We start from the raw sequence: 15,003 nt of genomic DNA, 5'->3' as shown, positions 1-15,003 counted from the left end.
TCATGGAAGCTGTATTATTTGTGGGTCATGGAAGTAGAGATAAAGAAGGTAATGATGAGGTTAGAACTTTTATAAAAAATATGCTGCCACGTATTCATACACCGATAGTAGAAACTTGTTTTTTAGAGTTTGAAAAACCAAATATCAATCAAGGAATAGACCTTTGTATTGATAAAGGAGCAACGAAGGTTGTTGTAATCCCAATTATCTTATTAGGTGCAGGGCACTCTAAGATCCATATTCCAGCAGCGATTGATGAAGCAAAAGAACAATATCCAAAGGTTCATTTTGTGTATGGGAGACCCATTGGAGTACATGATCTTGTCATTGATATATTAAATGAACGTTTTCAAGATGTCGTTGAGATGAATGGAAAAGAGATTCAAGAAGAAACAGCGGTATTAATTGTAGGAAGAGGGAGTAGTGAACCAGACGCAAATAGTGATGTTTACAAAATCTCTCGTTTGTTTTGGGAAAAGATGAAAGTGAAATGGGTTGAAACAGCATTTATTGGGGTTACGTTCCCATCAATGGATGAAGGAATAGAACGTTGTTTAAAACTTGGAGCGAAAAATGTAGTTATACTTCCGTATTTCTTGTTTACAGGTATTTTAATTAAAAGAATGGAAGATATGGTGAAATCCTATCAACAAAAATATGAAAATCATCAGTTTCAACTAGGTGAATACTTTGGATTTCATTCGAATTTGAAAGAAGTTCTAATAGAGAGAGTAAACGAAGGGTTACGGGGTGAAGTGAAGATGAATTGTGATAACTGTACATACCGTTTAGATGCGATGAAACATATTGATCATCACCATCATCATGATCATGACCACGACCATCATCACCACCATGCTTAAATGAAGGGAGATATTACCAAAATGATCTTAGTTCTAGCAGGGACAAGTGATGCAAGAGAATTAGCTTTGCAAATGAAAGAGATGGATATCCCCTTAATAACAACGGTTGTCACAGAAAATGCAGCGATTTCAATGCGAGAAGTAGATTTACCAGTTTTAGTTGGAAGACTATCATCAGATGCGATGATGGAATTGGTCAAAGAAAAAAATATTCAAATGATCGTAGATGCAAGTCATCCGTATGCGGAAGAGGCTTCAAAAAACGCGATTCATTGTGCAGAACAAAGTAGAATCACGTATGTTCGTTTTGAAAGAGAAGGTTTAGAGTTTACACGACATTCATTACTGCATAAAGTTGAAACATATGAACAGGCGGCAGAATTAGCAGCTCAAAAGCAAGGAGTTGTCATGTTAACTACAGGCAGTAAAACGTTAAAAACATTTACAGATAAACTAATTGACCTGCCTGATACCACATTGGTAACTCGGATGTTACCTCGTAAAGACAATTTGGAAAAGTGTGAAGAGTTAGGTATACAACAAAAAAATATCATCGCTATGCAAGGTCCATTTTCAAAAAAATTAAACAATGCACTTTACGATCTTTATAAGGTCAATGTCATGATTACGAAAGAAAGTGGAAAGGTTGGAGCTGTGGACGAAAAGGTGGAAACTGCGTTAGAAATGGGAATTGAAACGATTATGATCACAAGGCCAAAAATTCAATACGGAACTAAATTTTCTGATTTTGCAAACATATTGAACTATATAAAGGAGGAACTTAAGCATGGATTTTAAAACGGAATTTAAACCACTAACAGTACAACCACAAGAAATAGAAGGAAAAAGCTTTGAAATGATTACAGAAGAATTAGGGGAACACTCTTTTACAGAAGAGCAATATCCAGTCGTACAACGTGTTATTCATGCCTCAGCCGATTTCGACTTAGGTAGAAGTGTATTGTTTCACCCAACTGCGGTACAGGCGGGTATTAAAGCCGTGCAAAATGGGGAAATCGTAGTAGCAGACGTTCAAATGGTTCAGGTTGGCATTAGCAAACCCAGACTTGAAAAGTTCGGATCTGAAGTCAGAGTATACATATCGGATGAAGATGTGATGGAGGAAGCGAAACGATTAAACACGACAAGAGCCATTATATCGATGCGAAAAGCAATTAAGGAAGCTGAAGGTGGTATTTTTGCGATCGGAAATGCACCTACAGCCTTACTAGAATTAATCCGTTTAGTGAAAAATGGGGAAGCGAAACCAGGGCTTGTGATCGGGATGCCTGTAGGTTTTGTTTCTGCTGCTGAATCTAAAGAAGAATTAGCTAAATTAGATATTCCTTTCATTACAAATATCGGAAGAAAAGGTGGAAGTGCTGTGACGGTGGCCGCATTAAATGCAATATCATTGATGGCTGTTCGGCAGGTGTAATATATGAAGAAAAAAGAAACAAAGAAAGATCCCAAAGACATGCGTCATGGATATACAACAGGTGCTTGTGCAACAGCTGCGACGAAAGCAGCTTTAACTGCATTGATTTTTCAGGAAAAACAAAAGGAAGCGACCATTACTTTGCCTATTGGGAAGCAAGTTTCCTTTGATATGTCTACTTGTGAGTTTAATGAGGAAACAGCAACTGCCGGAACGATAAAGGATGGCGGAGACGACCCTGATGCAACGCATGGTGCTTTGATTCTTTCTACTGTTTCTTGGATTAAGGACTCGGGAATTGAACTGGATGGTGGGATCGGTGTTGGTAGAGTAACCAAACCAGGTTTACCAGTTGAGGTGGGTAAAGCGGCAATTAATCCTGTACCTCATAAAATGATCATAGAAGTGACCCAGACTCTATTACAACAATTTGAAATACAAAAAGGGGTTCGAGTCGAAATTTCGGTTCCTGAAGGTGAGGAAATCGCCAAAAAAACCTTAAATGCAAGATTAGGGATTCTTGGTGGAATTTCAATTTTAGGGACTAGAGGTACAGTCGTACCGTTTTCAACCTCAGCATTCAAAGCGAGTATTGCACATGCCATCAATGTTGCAGTGACAACAGGTTGTGAACATCTTATTTTAGCTACAGGCGGAAGAAGTGAAAAATTCGGAATGGAGTTATATCCCGATTTATCTGAGGAAGCTTTTATCGAAATGGGGGACTTCATAGGTTTCACTTTAAAAACATGCAAAAATAAAAAAGTGAAAAAGGTGACACTGGTTGGTATGATGGGTAAATTCTCAAAAGTGGCAAACGGTGTGATGATGGTTCATTCCAAAAGTGCTCCAATAGATTTTAACTTTCTTGCCAAAGTAGCCGCAGAATGTAATGTGGATGAAACAACATTAAAAAATATAAAAACAGCGAATACAGCCTCACAAGTTGGTGACATGATGTTAGAGCAGAACAACAAACTATTTTTTGATACATTGTGTGAGTATTGTTGTTTATCCAGCTTAAAGGAAGTCAATGGCGATATGGAGGTTGAAACTGTAATCAGCACTTTAAAAGGTGTTTTACTAGGTAGGAAAACGATTAAAGGATGAGATTGTATGAGCTTAATTAAAATTATTGGGATTGGTGATAACGGAAAAGAGAGCTTGTTGCCCATTTACCAGAAGTGGATTTACGAAAGTGAACTGCTAGTAGGTGGCGAAAGGCAATTATCTTTTTTTGAAGATTATATAGGGGAAACATTAGCAATTAAAGGCGGGTTAAGCCATTTAGTTCAGCTAATTAAATCTAGTGATAAAAAAGTCGTTGTACTTGCTTCAGGTGATCCTTTATTTTATGGGATTGGTGGATATTTATCTAAAAAAATGGAAGTGGAAATTTATCCTAATCTGAGTTCGATTCAACTTGCTTATGCAAAAGTGGGCGAGAGTTGGCAAAATGCTCATTGTGCAAGTATTCATGGTAGAAGTATGAAAGGACTTGCTCAGCGCATTGATGGGAAAGAGAATGTGATTTTATTAACGGATGATATGAACAACCCTCAAGCCATAGCCAAATATTTATTGAACTTTGGTATGACAGAATATCGAGCGTTTGTAGCAGAAAATTTGGGAAGTACAGATGAAAAAACAGGATGGTATGAACTGGAGGAAATGAAGGATTCCACTTTTTCAAAATTAAACGTAGTGATTTTAGCGAAACAATTTAAGGGCCCTTCTTGGACAATGGGGATTGCCGATCATGAATTTTCACAAAGAAAGCCAGATAAAGGGTTAATTACGAAAAAAGAAGTACGTGTTTTAAGTTTAATGAATATGGCACTAAAACCTACAAGTACAGTTTGGGATATTGGGACATGTACTGGTTCAGTTGGCATTGAAGCGGGTCGAATTGCAAAAGATGGAGAAGTATATGCTATAGAAAAAAATGAAAAGGATTTAGAAAATTGTTTGGAAAATATGAAAAAGTTCCGAGTAGATATGACTGTCCAACATAACAAAGCTCCAGAAGGGTTAGAGGACTTTCCTGATCCGGATGCTGTATTTATAGGAGGCAGTGGTGGAGAGCTGAAGAAACTACTAAGTATATGCTGCAATCGTTTAAAACAAGATGGAAGAATCGTTTTAAACGCCGCCACAATCGAAACATTGTATGAAGCTAGTCAAGCTTTTAAAGAGGAAGGATTTAAGACTGATATTACAATGGCTCAGATTTCAAGAAGTAAACCTATCTTACATATGAATCGGTTTGATGCACTGAATCCTATATATATCATCACAGCGTTTAGAGAAGAGGAGGATACGGGAATTGAGTAATTTAGGCACATTATATGGTATTGGCATGGGTCCTGGAGATCCTGAATTGATTACAGTAAAAGCATTTCGCATTCTGAAGGAATCTCCTGTTATTGCTTATCCAAAAAAGAGATCAGGAAGTAAAAGTTACGCTTTAGCGATTACTGAGCAATATATTAATCCGTTGGAAAAAGAAATGGTAGGGTTGATTTTTCCAATGACTAAGGATAAATCAACGTTAGAAAAGCAATGGAACAAAACAGTAGAAACGGTAAGTGAGCAATTAAATCAAGGGAAAGACGTAGCTTTTGTAACTGAAGGCGATCCTATGCTTTATAGTACGTTTATACATATGCAACGTTTAGTTGAGGAGCTGCACCCCGATATCCAAATCAAGGTTGTACCTGGTATTTCCTCTGTGAATGGAACTGCGGCTAGAATGGGATTGCCACTAGCAGATGGAGATGAGCAAGTAGCTATCGTACCTGCTACAAATGATGTAGAGAACATGAGAAAAGCATTAATTGAACATGACTGTGTTGTATTCATTAAAGTGGCAAAAGTTTTGGATATGATGATTGGCATATTAAGAGAATTGGAACTAGTAGATAAAGCAGCAGTTGTAACAAAAGTGACTTCAGAAGAAGAAAGAGTATGGACGAATGTTGAGGAGCTTGAGGGAGCAGAATTGGAATATTTAACGTTAATGGTGGTGAGAAAATAATGAAAATATATATTGTAGGTGCGGGTCCTGGCGATCCAGATTTGATTACGGTGAAAGGGTTAAAGTTATTACAGCAAGCGGATGTTGTGTTATATACAGATTCCTTAGTAAATGAAGAATTAACTACAAAAGCAAAATCAGAAGCAGAAGTGATCAAAAGCTCTGGAATGGCTTTAGATGAAATGGTAGATCTGATGGTGAAAAAGGTAAAACAGGGAAAAATGCTCGTTCGTTTACATACAGGTGATCCAGCAATGTTTGGGGCAACGATGGAACAAATGGCACTTCTAAAAAAAGAAGGCGTTGAGTGTGAAATTATTCCAGGTGTAAGTTCTGTGTTTGCTTCAGCAGCTGCTGTGGGTGCTGAACTTACGATTCCTGAATTAACACAAACGTTGATATTAACTAGAGCAGAGGGAAGAACGCCTGTACCAGAACTAGAGCAACTAAAGGATCTCGCTTCACACCATAGTACCATTGCTTTATTTTTAAGTGCGACTTTAACGAAAAAGGTAACAAAGGAATTTATAGAAGCAGGATGGAGTGAGCAAACACCTGTTGCAGTCGTTCAACGAGCAACTTGGCCTGACCAAAAGATTGTACGAACAACAATAGAAAATTTAGACAAGGATATGCGTGAAAATGGGATTCGTGCGCATGCTATGATTTTAGCAGGATGGGCGTTAGATCCGAATATTCATGAAAAAGAATACCGTTCCAAGTTATATGATAAAGAGTTTACACATGGATTCAGAAAAGGCGTGAAGTAATATAGAAAGCTCTTATACCATTATCTGTTACCATTTTATGAAGAAGGAAGGTACTGAAATGTCCTTTATCCAATTAAAAGAAGGAGAGTTTCCAGTTATTCAACAGAGTTCGGATTACGCCATAGTAGCCATTACTAAACATGGAGTAGCTTTGGCTCGGTCTTTACATGAAAAATTTTCTAATACAGATTTGTACTATATGAATAAGTTTGAAGTAGGCGATGAATCTAGTAAAGGGATTCAAATGTTCCAAGGTTCTGTTAGAATGTTATTTCCAGCTCTTTTCCCCGTTTATAAAGGTATCATTATTATTATTTCTCTTGGGGCAGTTGTGCGGATGATCGCTCCTTTATTAAAGGATAAAAAAACAGATCCAGGAATTGTTGTAATTGATGACAAAGGTGAACATGTCATTAGTGTACTTTCAGGACATTTAGGTGGAGCAAATGAGTTAACTAGAGAAGTTGCAGCTACAATTAACGTGAAGCCTATAATTACAACTGCCTCTGATGTGCAAGGTACAATTCCCGTTGATTTATTTGGTCAACGTTTTGGATGGCAATGGGAATCAGCAGATAAATTAACACCAGTGAGTGCTTCTGTTGTTAATGAAGAAAAAATAGCAGTGATCCAAGAATCTGGTGAGCGAAATTGGTGGATGCATGATACACCAGTACCCAGTAACATTTATCTCTTTTCTTCTATAAAAGAAGCATTAGAACATCAACCTCAAGCTGCTTTGGTTGTCACTCATCGATTACTTAACAAAGAGGAAGAGATTATATTGGATAATGGTGTGATGTATCGACCTAAAGTGATCGTATTAGGGATGGGTTGTAATCGAGGCACATCCTCTGATGAAATTGAACAAGTAATAAGAGAAACATTAGAAGAACTAAACTTTTCTATGAAAAGTGTCAAAACGATATGTACGATTGATTTGAAAAAAGATGAAGAAGGATTACTGGAAGTGGTTGATAAATACAATTGGGATTTTCAAATTTATACTCCATCAGAGTTAAATGAAATTGACATTGATCAGCCATCAGATACTGTTTATAAGTATACGGGGGCTTATGGAGTAAGTGAGCCTTCTGCAATACGTTATAGTGGCGTTGACCAACTATCTCTTACAAAGAAAAAGTCTGGTAATGTAACGATTTCCGTTGCAGTGATGAAATCTGATGATAGATTTCGATGAATAGATAATGATATGAGATATTTTTATAAATCAAAATTTGATGAATAGATAATGATATGAGATATTTTTATAAATCAAAATTTAATGAATATGATTTCATGTTTGAAGATTTAGATTGTTAAGTAAAAAAAGCTACCATTCAGTTCTACAGAAAATTGGATAAGATATAAATGAAAGTAAATTTTTAATCAGCACTTTAATCAGCACAATAAAATTTTATAATGGATAAATGTAACAAATTTTCTCGTCCATTATTTCAAATTTGATAATTAGCGGTAATTTATGGTCTTATATCACTTTTTTTACGCAATTTTTATAAATAACGGTATTTGATGGTCTTAAATCGCCCAATTTTAACAGTTTAACCTTAAATTTCATGAAAATATGGTGAATAAGACCACGAATTCCCTCTAACTTATGATGAAGAGGCGAATGAAATAGAATAAGACCATTAATTCCCCTTAATTTATGATGATGAAATGAATTTTCTTAAATAAGACCAATCAGTATTATTCTCAATTGCACCACTGAAAGAATGGTTTATTTTATAAACGATGATTAAAGGGAGGAATACACATGCTTCATCATGTAGAAATCTATGTTTCAAATTTAAAAGAAACGATAAAATTCTGGGAATGGTTCCTAGATGATTTAGGGTATGAAGTTTTTCAAAAATGGGATGCGGGCATCAGTTGGAAATACCAAGAGACGTATATTGTTTTTGTTCAAACTGAAGAAAGGTTCTTAGATGTTCCATACCATCGATGTCGAACTGGTTTAAATCACCTTGCTTTTCATGCAAAGTCCAAGGAACAAGTGGATGAGATCACTTTGAAATTGAAGGAAAAAGGAATTCAGATCCTATATACAGACAAACATCCTTATGCAGGTGGAGAAGACTATTATGCGGTCTTTTTTGAAGATCCTGATCGAATCAAGGTTGAATTGGTTGCACCCTAGACTCTTTCAACGTTTATCCAACACTTATCGAGTTTTTTGGTTAACTAGTCCATTTTCGGAAGTCCACTCTTAAGTGCATAAATTATCTGAATACACTTTTATAAAAGAGAAAGGGTGAGGTTATGAACAAACAACGACGTATTGTGATCGCAGGTACAGGGAGTGGTGTCGGTAAAACAACCATTACCATTGGATTAATGGCAGCCCTGAAACGTAGAGGTTTAACTGTACAAGGCTTTAAATGTGGTCCTGATTATATTGATCCAACTTATCATACAGCGGTAACAGGTAGAGTGTCTCGTAATTTAGATAGCTGGATGACTTCTGCAAATACAGTTCAGGAAATTTATGATCGAGGCAGCAAAGATGCAGACATCTCTATTATTGAAGGTGTGATGGGATTTTATGATGGCAAAAATCCAAAAACAAATACGGGGAGTACAGCGGAGATCAGTTTATTAACAGAGAGCCCTGTCATTTTAGTAGTCAATTGTCAAAGCATGGCTCGTAGTGCTGCAGCGATTGTAAAAGGTTTTCAGAGTTTGGATGAAAAGGTGAATATCGTGGGTGTCGTTGCCAACAAAGTGGGTAGCGAGGGTCACTATAAACTTGTGAAGATTGCTATAGAGCAAGAATGTGGGATACCTGTTATCGGATATTTAAAAAGAGAAGACAACATTAATATTCCAGAAAGACATTTAGGACTGATCCCTTCGATTGAAAGAGGAGAATTGGATTCGTTTTTTGAAATATTAGCTGATTTAATAGAAAACTCCATAGATATAAACCAATTATTACGTTTAACCGAAGCACCGGTTTTAGAAGTTTCTCCAGAATTATTAACAGAAGTGAGATGTAGTCCAGAGAAAAACATATCAATTGCAGTTGCCAAGGATGCAGCATTTCATTTTTATTATCCTGAAAATTTAGAATTACTAGAAGCCTACGGTGCCAATATTGTATATTTTTCTCCTTTAGCTGGAGAAAAAGTCCCGGAAGGAGTTAAGGGATTATATATCGGTGGAGGTTTTCCAGAAGAATTTGCAGAACAACTTGCTGAAAACATAGATGTGAAACTATCGTTTAAAAATGCCATTGAAACAGGAATACCAACCTTAGCTGAATGTGGTGGATTTATGTACTTAACGGAGGAGATTGAAACGACAGATGGGTCTAAGCTTTCTATGGTTGGGCTCATTCCAGGTAAAGTAAAAATGCAAAAGAAACTAGCTGCTTTAGGATATAGAGAAATCACAGGTAATAAAGGAAACTTTTTATTGGAGGGTCAAGTTGAAGCTAAGGGACATGAATTTCACTATTCTACTTTTGAAGCAAACGCATCATATGAACATGCGTATGAAACAAAAGGAATGAGAGGAACAAAACAAGAAGGGTACTTAAATCAAAATCTTATTGCTGGTTATACTCATTTCCATTTTGCTTCGAATCCTACGTTAGTGAAAAATTGGATTGAAAAGTGTGTTGAGATTGATGAGACTAATTTAATAAAATGATCTGATTACATAGAAGTAATTGAAAAAAATTACAATGTAGGAATAATATTAACTATAAAATGAACAATGAACAAAACCCCATTATTTATTGATAAAACGAATGGTTATTTTTGCTACGCTATATATTCAAATAAATGAAATAAATTTGGTAGATTTAAGAAAAAATAAGTAATTGATAGATTCGATGAGAAAACAATAGGAAACAGCAAATAAGTTAACTATAATCTCTTAATATAAGTTTTTTTAAAACTAGCGAATACAATATATAGTGGGTTATAATCATATTCACCACTATATATTGTGGATATTACAGTTTTGAAGGGGATTATATGAAAATCGTTTATGCATCGAAAACAGGTAATGTTAAACGTTTCATAGAGAAGTTGAATGTCGAATCCATTCATTTGCATACAAAGTTAATGATAGATGAGGCATTTATTTTAATTACATATACAACAGGTTTTGGTCAAGTCCCTGAAGAGGTTGAACAGTTTTTACAATTTAATCATCATCACATGGTTGGTGTAGTAGCGAGTGGGAACAGAAACTGGGGAAGCAACTTTGGTAAAAGTGCGGATATTATTTCTAATCAATATGGTGTCCCTGTTTTACATAAGTTTGAATTATCAGGTACAACCAAAGATTTAAAGGTATTTAAGGAAAGGGTGTTACTCGTTGAAGCATATTGAGCTTAATAATGAAGTAATGAAACAACAAGATGGTTTCTTTCAATTAGATAAGGATCAAGAGGCTGTTAAAGCATTTATGGAGGAAGTGAACGAAAATACCGTTCAATTCAATTCCATAAAAGAAAAGATAGATTATTTAGTAGAAAATGATTTTTATTACGATGTGTATCAAGACTATTCCATTGAGCAAATTGAAGAAATCTATCAGTGTGTACACTCGTATGATTTTCAATTTCAATCTTATATGGCTGCATCCAAGTTTTACAAAGATTATGCAATGAAAACAAATGATAAGAAAAAATATTTAGAACATTACCCAGATCGAGTAACGATTGTAGGTTTATATTTAGGTCAAGGGGACTATAACAAAGCTAGAAAGTTAGTAGAGGCAATGATGGAACAAAGATATCAACCTGCTACACCAACATTCCTAAACGCTGGTAAAAGCCGTAGAGGTGAGATGGTTTCATGTTTCCTATTAGACATAGATGATAGTTTAAATTCTATTAATTTTAATTTAAATACTTCCATGCAATTATCCAAAATTGGTGGAGGAGTTGCATTAAATTTATCTAAACTTCGCTCACGTGGAGAATCTATTAAGGAAGTGGCTGGAGCAGCTAAAGGTGTATTACCTGTTATGAAATTGCTAGAAGACTCCTTTGCTTATGCCGATCAAATGGGTCAACGAAGAGGTTCAGGTGCTGTTTACTTAAATATATTTCACTGGGATGTTATTGAGTTTCTAGATACGAAAAAAATTAATGCTGACGAAAAAAGTAGGATTCAATCTCTATCCATTGGATTAATTATTCCGAACAAATTTTTTGAATTAGCAGAGAAAAACGAACCATTCTGTATGTTTGCCCCTTACTCTGTTCGAAAAGAATATGGTGTTCATCTCGATGATATAAACATTGATGAAATGTACAATGAATTGCTGGCCAATCCGAATGTAAAAAGAAAAGAAATGAATGCAAGAGATATGTTGATCAAAATATCTTCTACTCAGTTAGAATCAGGTTATCCATACATTATGTTTAAATCGAATGCTAACAACCAACATGCCTTAAAGGACATTGGTGAAATCAAAATGTCGAACCTTTGTAGTGAGATATTCCAGCTTCAGGAGACATCCATCATAAGAGATTATTTAGAGCCTGATGAAATCAATCGTGATATCAATTGTAATTTAGGCTCTATTAACATAGTAAATGTGATGAAAACAAAAAAAGTAAGGGATTCAGTACACATGGGAATTGAGGCACTCACAACAGTGTCTGATTTAACGAATATTAACAACGCCCCAACCGTAAAAAAAGCAAATGATGAATTACATTCTATCGGTTTAGGTGCAATGAACTTACATGGGTTTTTAACAAAAAACAAAATTGCCTATGAGAGTGAAGAGGCGAAGGATTTTGCAAATACATTTTTCATGATGATCAACTTCTATTCACTTGAAAAGAGTATGTTAATTGCACAAGATCGTGGACAAGCATTTAAGGATTTTAACAAATCAGAATATGCAAAAGGGACTTATTTTACAAAATATATTGAAAATAACTATGTCCCTAAAACAGAAAAGGTAAGAGATTTATTTGAAGGAATTGAGATCCCAACGAAAGAGAATTGGGAAAACCTGCAACTACAAGTTCAACAGCATGGATTATATAATGCGTATCGTTTAGCGATTGCGCCTACCCAATCTATCAGCTACATCCAAAATTCAACCTCTAGTGTAATGCCAGTTGTAGATCGTATTGAAACGAGAACGTATGGAAATTCAACTACGTATTATCCAATGCCATTTTTATCTAGGGAAAATATGTTTTATTATAAATCTGCGTTTAATATGAATCAGTTTAAATTAATAGATTTAATTGCAGAAATTCAACAACATGTGGATCAAGGTATAAGCACTATATTGTATGTGGATAGCAATATTTCAACTAGAGAGTTAGCAAGATATTACATTTATGCAAACAAAAAAGGTTTAAAGTCACTTTATTATACGAGAAATAAAAGATTAGATATTGAAGAATGTACATCTTGTGCGGTGTAATGAAGGAGTGGAATGATGAAAGCTGTAAATTGGAATCAACCAGATGATGAGTTTACGAAAATGTTTTGGGATCAAAATTTGTTGCAATTTTGGATAGATACAGAAATTCCTTTATCTGAAGACAAAATGAGTTGGATGGAATTAAATGATACAGAGAAGGAAGTTTATAAAAAAGTTTTGGGTGGACTCACTTTGTTAGATACAGAACAAGGTGGAATCGGTATGCCAATGATTAGTCAAAATCTTGATGGTTTACAACAGAAAAGTGTGTTGGGTTTTATGGGAGCAATGGAACATATTCATGCAAAAAGCTATAGCAGTATTTTTTCAACTTTATGTACCACTGAAGAGATCAATGAAATATTTGGATGGGTAGAAGGGAACGAATATCTTCAAAAGAAAGCGAAAATCATCTCTACTAATTATCAAAATATTAATACTAAATTAGATCAATATTTGGCGATGGTTTCCAGTGTTTTTTTAGAATCTTTTTTATTCTACAGCGGTTTCTATTATCCTTTGTTTTTGGCAGGACAAGGAAAACTAGTCCACAGTGGTGAAATCATTAATTTGATTATAAGAGATGAATCTATACATGGTGTTTATATTGGATTGTTAGCGCAAGAAATTTACAAAGAATTAGATGATGAAGAAAAGCTAGAAGCGGATTTAAAAGTGAAACTACTATTACAAGAATTATATTTAAATGAAGAAAACTATGCCAATGAATTATATGGTCCATTAGGAATACAGGAAGATGTGAAACAATTTAGCAGATACAATGCGAATAAATCCTTAATGAATTTAGGTCTAGAGCCAAGTTTTCCAGACGAAGAAATTAATGCGATCGTTTTAAATGGTTTGAATACAAATACTAAAAACCATGATTTCTTTTCAACAAAAGGGAATGGTTATATTAAGACCTTAAATGTTGAGAAATTGACTGATGATGATTTTGTGTTTGATATTTAATTTGTAACGAAGGAAAATAACCCACTCTTATTTTTAATATCAATGAATACAAAATATTACTTGAAATAGAATAAAATGGTGTACTTATAGGAAGATTAATACTCTCTATAGTAGATTAGTAGTGCAGACCAAGGCATTGGTTCGCACTACTATTTTTTTTATATAGTAGAAGTGAAGAATAGATCGAGCGGTCTATTGGACATTATCTACTTGGTTTTTATAAAAAAGATTGATTATTTTCTACTCAATGTTATTCCATAATCGCGCCATATTGTTGAAGATTACTTTAATTAATAATATTCACTTCTCTTACCTGACCTTACGTTCTTATTTGGGTAAGCTTTTTTTGTCAATTATGTTCCGAATAGCCCCATTATATATGCTAGCAAGCTAACATGTAAAGCGTCATTTTTATACTTAATTATGTATATTTTTCAAATTATTATCAATATTCTGAAGTTTTTTGATTTTTTCATAAACATCCATAGAAGGTTGCTACTAGATATGAAATTAGATTTTACCTATAATTTATTACACATAATGGAATGACATACGAATGGCAAAAAATTAAAGGAGGGAGTATTTACGTAGTTTGATTTTATTATTCTAATCCATCAAAAATCATATTGGTATTTTACCAATAAATTGAAGTGAAGGGGTGGAGTTTAGATGCATGCAACTGATTTAATAATTTTAAATTTTGAAGAAATTAGGAGTAGAAGTATAAAAGTATGGAAAGCTATACCCGAAGAAATGTTAAATTGGAAACCTGATGAAGACGCTTTTACTTGTGCTGAAATGATTAGGCATTTATTACAAGGTGAGTTTCTATTTCACCAAATTCTTATAGGAAGAGGTGGTAAAGCATTAACTAATTTGTTTAATCCCTTTGAAACAAAAGAATTCATATCAGTAGATGATGAACTTGAATTTGCACAGCCTTATCGTGAGGAATTTTTGAAATACATTAAAACATTTAGTATAAACGACTTAGAAAATATAGAAATAGACCTTTTTGATGCAGGGGGCTATGTTAAAAAACTTGGGGATATGTTATTACGCATTGCTTATCACGAATCTGTTCACACAGGTCAGTTGTTAAATTATATGAGAACAATGGGAATTGACCGCCCTAAGATATGGGATTAATAGTTTTAAACAAGACTTTGACTTTGTCAAAGTCTTGTTTATGCAACTTATTTTATATTATCATATTAAATTCGAATATATTGTTATATGTTTCCCCCTCTGATCTTCAACAATGTGGCACGTTTATGTAATATGAGAGTCAAAAAAACTCGAGTATGGGGAAAAGTAATATGGCTTTTATATAGATGAAAACCATGGAAAAAGAAATAAAACACAATCGTCCTGAATTTCTGAAGTTGAAAAAGATAATTGAAGACTTAATTAATAGTGATGGGGAGCAACCACAACTCTAATTTGAAGCTACCGGGGTCTATTCTAGACAACTTGAAGGCTTCATGTAGGAAA

The 15,003-nt window shown here is 34.5% G+C and carries 14 protein-coding genes; all 14 read left to right on the top strand.

Annotation, left to right across the window (positions count from 1 at the left end; translation table 11 throughout):
* Positions 1 to 2: 2 nt before the first annotated feature.
* The 14 genes from EPK97_RS12165 to EPK97_RS12100 all read left to right on the top strand — a co-directional run bounded on the left by EPK97_RS12165 (position 3) and on the right by EPK97_RS12100 (position 14,658).
* The gene (locus tag EPK97_RS12165; protein WP_162036893.1) at positions 3 to 863 is read left to right on the top strand and encodes a sirohydrochlorin chelatase; all 861 of its coding nucleotides are present in this window, start codon (positions 3 to 5) and stop codon (positions 861 to 863) included.
* 21 nt (positions 864 to 884) lie between these two features.
* Positions 885 to 1,661, top strand: a complete 777-nt coding sequence (gene cobK / locus EPK97_RS12160) for a precorrin-6A reductase (protein WP_162036892.1) — start codon at positions 885 to 887, stop codon at positions 1,659 to 1,661.
* A complete protein-coding gene (locus EPK97_RS12155; RefSeq protein WP_162036891.1) occupies positions 1,651 to 2,301 on the top strand; it encodes a precorrin-8X methylmutase in 651 nt (216 codons plus the stop codon). The genes cobK and EPK97_RS12155 overlap by 11 nt, the downstream gene beginning before the upstream one ends.
* Before the next feature lie 3 nt (positions 2,302 to 2,304).
* Positions 2,305 to 3,411 carry a cobalt-precorrin-5B (C(1))-methyltransferase gene (locus EPK97_RS12150; RefSeq protein ID WP_162036890.1) on the top strand — a complete coding sequence of 369 codons (1,107 nt, stop codon included), beginning with the start codon at positions 2,305 to 2,307 and terminating at the stop codon, positions 3,409 to 3,411.
* Between the two features lie 6 nt (positions 3,412 to 3,417).
* Positions 3,418 to 4,635 carry a precorrin-6y C5,15-methyltransferase (decarboxylating) subunit CbiE gene (cbiE, locus tag EPK97_RS12145; protein ID WP_162036889.1) on the top strand — a complete coding sequence of 406 codons (1,218 nt, stop codon included), beginning with the start codon at positions 3,418 to 3,420 and terminating at the stop codon, positions 4,633 to 4,635.
* Positions 4,628 to 5,338 carry a precorrin-2 C(20)-methyltransferase gene (gene cobI / locus EPK97_RS12140; RefSeq protein ID WP_162036888.1) on the top strand — a complete coding sequence of 237 codons (711 nt, stop codon included), beginning with the start codon at positions 4,628 to 4,630 and terminating at the stop codon, positions 5,336 to 5,338. Before cbiE ends, cobI begins: the two co-directional genes overlap by 8 nt.
* Positions 5,338 to 6,108: a precorrin-4 C(11)-methyltransferase gene (cobM, locus tag EPK97_RS12135; protein ID WP_162036887.1), complete on the top strand. Its 771-nt coding sequence runs from the start codon at positions 5,338 to 5,340 to the stop codon at positions 6,106 to 6,108. Before cobI ends, cobM begins: the two co-directional genes overlap by 1 nt.
* Positions 6,109 to 6,166: 58 nt before the next feature.
* A complete protein-coding gene (locus EPK97_RS12130) occupies positions 6,167 to 7,309 on the top strand; it encodes a cobalt-precorrin 5A hydrolase (protein ID WP_162036886.1) in 1,143 nt (380 codons plus the stop codon).
* Positions 7,310 to 7,885: 576 nt separating this feature from the next.
* On the top strand, positions 7,886 to 8,269 hold the full coding sequence (locus EPK97_RS12125) for a VOC family protein (RefSeq protein WP_162036885.1): 384 nt from the start codon (positions 7,886 to 7,888) through the stop codon (positions 8,267 to 8,269).
* A gap of 122 nt (positions 8,270 to 8,391) precedes the next feature.
* Positions 8,392 to 9,783 carry a cobyrinic acid a,c-diamide synthase CobB gene (locus EPK97_RS12120; protein WP_162036884.1) on the top strand — a complete coding sequence of 464 codons (1,392 nt, stop codon included), beginning with the start codon at positions 8,392 to 8,394 and terminating at the stop codon, positions 9,781 to 9,783.
* A 329-nt stretch (positions 9,784 to 10,112) separates the two neighbouring features.
* Complete coding sequence (nrdI, locus tag EPK97_RS12115; protein WP_162036883.1) at positions 10,113 to 10,472, top strand: class Ib ribonucleoside-diphosphate reductase assembly flavoprotein NrdI; 360 nt, start codon at positions 10,113 to 10,115, stop codon at positions 10,470 to 10,472.
* Entirely contained in the window at positions 10,459 to 12,537 is a 2,079-nt protein-coding gene (nrdE, locus tag EPK97_RS12110; RefSeq protein WP_162036882.1) for a class 1b ribonucleoside-diphosphate reductase subunit alpha, read from the top strand. Before nrdI ends, nrdE begins: the two co-directional genes overlap by 14 nt.
* 15 nt (positions 12,538 to 12,552) lie before the next feature.
* Positions 12,553 to 13,509 (top strand): class 1b ribonucleoside-diphosphate reductase subunit beta, encoded by a 957-nt coding sequence (nrdF, locus tag EPK97_RS12105; protein WP_162036881.1) that lies wholly within the window; start codon positions 12,553 to 12,555, stop codon positions 13,507 to 13,509.
* Between the two features lie 669 nt (positions 13,510 to 14,178).
* Positions 14,179 to 14,658 carry a DinB family protein gene (locus EPK97_RS12100; RefSeq protein ID WP_162036880.1) on the top strand — a complete coding sequence of 160 codons (480 nt, stop codon included), beginning with the start codon at positions 14,179 to 14,181 and terminating at the stop codon, positions 14,656 to 14,658.
* The last annotated feature ends 345 nt before the right edge of the window (positions 14,659 to 15,003 follow it).

It is taken from the genome of Chengkuizengella sediminis (assembly GCF_010078385.1).
GTDB lineage: Bacteria > Bacillota > Bacilli > Paenibacillales > KCTC-33759 > Chengkuizengella > Chengkuizengella sediminis.
Note: the sequence above shows the minus strand (reverse complement) of the source record. Positions and strands in the feature narration are given on the sequence as shown.

Excerpts from the sequence above, each read along its gene's own strand:
- EPK97_RS12155 (WP_162036891.1), top strand. The coding sequence starts at position 1,651 with ATGGATTTTAAAACGGAATTTAAACCACTAACAGTACAACCACAAGAA.
- EPK97_RS12165 (WP_162036893.1), top strand. The coding sequence starts at position 3 with ATGGAAGCTGTATTATTTGTGGGTCATGGAAGTAGAGATAAAGAAGGT.
- EPK97_RS12100 (WP_162036880.1), top strand. The coding sequence starts at position 14,179 with ATGCATGCAACTGATTTAATAATTTTAAATTTTGAAGAAATTAGGAGT.
- cobM (WP_162036887.1), top strand. The coding sequence starts at position 5,338 with ATGAAAATATATATTGTAGGTGCGGGTCCTGGCGATCCAGATTTGATT.
- EPK97_RS12125 (WP_162036885.1), top strand. The coding sequence starts at position 7,886 with ATGCTTCATCATGTAGAAATCTATGTTTCAAATTTAAAAGAAACGATA.
- EPK97_RS12120 (WP_162036884.1), top strand. The coding sequence starts at position 8,392 with ATGAACAAACAACGACGTATTGTGATCGCAGGTACAGGGAGTGGTGTC.
- EPK97_RS12130 (WP_162036886.1), top strand. The coding sequence starts at position 6,167 with ATGTCCTTTATCCAATTAAAAGAAGGAGAGTTTCCAGTTATTCAACAG.
- cbiE (WP_162036889.1), top strand. The coding sequence starts at position 3,418 with ATGAGCTTAATTAAAATTATTGGGATTGGTGATAACGGAAAAGAGAGC.
- cobK (WP_162036892.1), top strand. The coding sequence starts at position 885 with ATGATCTTAGTTCTAGCAGGGACAAGTGATGCAAGAGAATTAGCTTTG.
- EPK97_RS12150 (WP_162036890.1), top strand. The coding sequence starts at position 2,305 with ATGAAGAAAAAAGAAACAAAGAAAGATCCCAAAGACATGCGTCATGGA.
- nrdF (WP_162036881.1), top strand. The coding sequence starts at position 12,553 with ATGAAAGCTGTAAATTGGAATCAACCAGATGATGAGTTTACGAAAATG.
- nrdI (WP_162036883.1), top strand. The coding sequence starts at position 10,113 with ATGAAAATCGTTTATGCATCGAAAACAGGTAATGTTAAACGTTTCATA.